Source organism: Falsiroseomonas sp. RANM36 (assembly GCF_056682175.1).
Window position 1 is genome coordinate 493,297 of the sequence record NZ_JBWXTD010000004.1, and the last position, 3,418, is coordinate 496,714.

Annotated in this window: 2 protein-coding genes; one reads left to right on the plus strand and one right to left on the minus strand. The window is 72.9% G+C overall.

Annotation, left to right across the window (positions count from 1 at the left end; translation table 11 throughout):
• Positions 1-113: 113 nt before the first annotated feature.
• The gene (locus tag AC1MIR_RS16130) at positions 114-1,451 is read right to left on the minus strand and encodes a phenylacetate--CoA ligase family protein (RefSeq protein ID WP_480029207.1); all 1,338 of its coding nucleotides are present in this window, start codon (positions 1,449-1,451) and stop codon (positions 114-116) included.
• Positions 1,452-1,750: 299 nt separating this feature from the next.
• On the opposite strand from AC1MIR_RS16130, the gene AC1MIR_RS16135 reads away from it, so the two are divergent.
• On the plus strand, positions 1,751-3,337 hold the full coding sequence (locus tag AC1MIR_RS16135; protein ID WP_480029208.1) for a 2-isopropylmalate synthase: 1,587 nt from the start codon (positions 1,751-1,753) through the stop codon (positions 3,335-3,337).
• Positions 3,338-3,418 lie beyond the last annotated feature (81 nt).

Consider the following 3,418-nt stretch of genomic DNA (forward strand, 5'->3'; position numbering starts at 1 on the left):
GGGGGGGGGGGGTGGGGGTGGGGGGCGTGGTGGTGGGGGGCGCGGGCGGGGGGGGGGCGGCGCCATGACCGGGTGGCGAAGCTCTACATGGGCGCGGCGGGCAAGGCCTTCGCTCAGCCGCCGCGCTGATCCACCCAGCGCTTCGCCTTCCAGCCACCGCCGCCGATCTCGGCCACCGGCACAACGCGCGGCGTGACGCCGATGGCGTCCTTCACGCGCTGCGCCAGCAGCGCTTCCGCGCCTGGCTCCGTGACAACCAGCAGGACGAACTCGTCCATGCCGAGCGCGCCCTGGCGTGAAATCTCGAACCGAAAATCGCGCACCGCCGGAACGCCCTCGACCGCGGCGACGGCCAGCGCCGGGTTCACCAGCATGCCCCGGATCTTGGTCAGGTCGTCGGCCCGGCGCGGCGTGCCGAGGATGCGCTCCGTCACGCGGCCGCAATGCGGGCAGGGCGCGGTGCTGCGCACGCCGAGGTCGCCCACGGCGTAGTGCAGCAGCAGCGTGCCGCGCCGGCGCATGTGGGAGACGACGATCAGCCCTTCCTCCCCGTCCGGCAGCGGCGCATGCGTGACGGGGTCCACAACGTCGATCGCGATCGCCTCGGGGTGCGGGTTGTGCAGGCCGCTGCCGGCGGCGCATTCGACCAGGCCGCCCTGGATCTCGGTCATGCCGTAGCTGACCGAGACGCGCGCCCCCGTTGCGCCCACGGCGGCCAACCGCGCGAGCAGGTCGCCCCTGCCCTCCTCCGACACCCCCTCGCCGGTGACGAAGACCAGGCGCACATCCGGCAGCGCCACGCCGCGTTCCGCCGCATGCGCGACGACGCGGCGCATGTAGGACGGCACCCCCCACAGAATGGTCGGGCGCGTGCGCGCCAGCGTCGCCGCCACGCCGTCCAGCTCCTGCCCCACGGCGAAGCCGGGGCCGGGATTGCCGGGCAGGGCGCTGACCACCGGGATATGCAGCGCCGCGGCGGCGTGCAGCACGCGGATGAAGGCGCCATGCGGATGGCGCGTCAGCGGAAACAGGTTCGCGATGCGGTCATCGGCCGTGACGCCGCGGATCTCCAGCATCCGCCGCTGCAGGACCAGGATGTCCCAGAAGTCGGAGGTGGTGCTGACGAAGGGCGTCGGGCGGCCGCTGGTGCTGCCGGTGGTGTGCATCACGTCCCAGACGACGCGCTGTTCCTCCGGCAGATCGGCGCCGTCGAGGTCGAGCACGGCATCCTCGGGCCGTTCCATCAGCTCGGCCTTGGTGGTGAGCGGCAGGCGTGCGAGATCGGCGGGCGCGGCCAGGTCGGCGCGGGTCAGCCCGGCCTCGGCCAGCTTGCGGCGGGTGAGCGGGTGCCGCGCCGCCGCAAGGTCCAGCGTCGCGCGGAGCGCCGCGGCGCGGGCGGCGCCGATCGCGTCCCAGCTTGGGGGGAAGTCCGAGGGGATGGCGGGATCCATGCGGCATGCTGGCGCCGGGGCGGCGCGTCCGGCAACCGGCCGCCCGCCCGCGAAGCTTGCACCGCCGGCCGCGCCCGGCTAGCTTCCGCCCATCATGACCGCGCGTGCGCCCCGCATCGAGCCTGCCGCCGACCTTCGGGTCGGCCTTGGCCTGCGTCCGGCCGCCGCCCTCGCCCTCCTTCGACTTCGTCGCCCCTGGGCGTGACGCCCGGCCGCTGACGGCCGGCACCGCTCAGGGGAAGCCCTGGCGCATCATGCGCCGCATCCACGGCTTTTCGACGGAAGACAGGAACGCCCCAATGCCGATCCAGCACCCCTCCTTCGGGACGCTCGACCCCGACCGGATCATCGTGTTCGACACCACGCTGCGCGACGGCGAGCAGTCGCCCGGCTTCTCCATGAACCTCGAGGAGAAGCTGCGCATGGCCGAGGCGCTGGCCGAGCTCGGCGTGGACGTCATGGAGGCGGGCTTCCCGATCGCCTCGGTCGGCGACTTCGAGAGCGTCCAGGCCATCGCCCAGAAGTTCAGCAAGGACGGGCCGGTGGTGTGCGGCCTGGCGCGCACCGCCCCGGGCGACATCGCGCGCGCGGCCGAGGCGATCAAGCCCGCCGCCCGCGGCCGCATCCACACCTTCGTCTCCACCAGCCCGCTGCACATGCGCGTGAAGCTGCGCATGGAGCCCGAGCAGGTGCTGGAGCTGGTGACATCCTCCGTCACCGCCGCGCGCAACGCGACCGCCGACGTCGAATGGTCGGCCGAGGACGGCACGCGCACCGAGCACGACTTCCTCTGCCGCTGCGTCGAGGCCGCGATCAAGGCCGGCGCCACGACGATCAACGTCCCCGACACCGTGGGCTACGCGGTGCCGGAGGACATCACCGCCATCTTCACCATGCTGCGCGAGCGCGTGCCCGGTGCGGACAAGGTCGTCTTCTCGGCGCACAACCACAACGACCTCGGCCTGGCGGTCGCCAACACGCTGGCGGCGATCCGCGCCGGGGTTCGGCAGATCGAGTGCACCATCAACGGCATCGGCGAGCGCGCGGGCAATGCCAGCCTCGAGGAGATCGTCATGGCGCTGCGCACGCGCCACGACGCGGTGCCGGTGAGGAACGGCGTCAAGACGCCGAACATCCTGCGCACCTCGCGGCTGCTCGCGACCATCACCGGCTTCGACGTGCAGCCGAACAAGGCGATCGTCGGGCGCAACGCCTTCGCCCATGAAAGCGGCATCCACCAGGACGGCGTGCTGAAGGACGCCTCGACCTACGAGATCATGACGCCGGAATCCGTGGGCTGGTCGAAGACCTCGCTCGTCCTCGGCAAGCATTCCGGCCGCGCGGCCTTCCGCGACAAGCTGAAGTCGCTCGGCTACGAGATCGGCGACAACGCGCTGAACGACGCCTTCAAGCGCTTCAAGGACCTCGCCGACCGCAAGAAGGTCGTCTACGACGAGGACATCGCCGCGCTGGTGGACGACGAGGTGGTGCGCGGCAACGACCGCATCCGGCTGACCGGCCTGACGGTCTCGACCGGCATGCACACGCGCCCGATCGCCTCGATCCAGCTCGAAGTGGACGGCGAGACGCGGGAGGCGGTGGCCGGCGGCGACGGCGGCGTGGACGCGACCTTCGCCGCGCTGCGCATCGCCTTCCCGCACGAGGTGAACCTGAAGCTCTACGCGGTGCAGAGCGTGACCGGCGGCACCGACGCGCAGGCGCGCGTGACCGTGCGTCTGGAGGAGCAGGGCAAGCTGGTGGACGGCCAGGGCGCGGACACCGACACCATCGTCGCCTCCGCCCGCGCCTATGTGCATGCGCTCAACAAGCTGCTGGTGAAGCGCACGCGCACCGCGCCCGAGGACATGGCAGCACCCGCGGCCTGACGCGACGCGGGACGGGGGGGGGGGGGGGGGGGGGGGGGGGGGGGGGGGGGGGCGGGGGGGCGGCCCGCCGCGCGGGCGGGG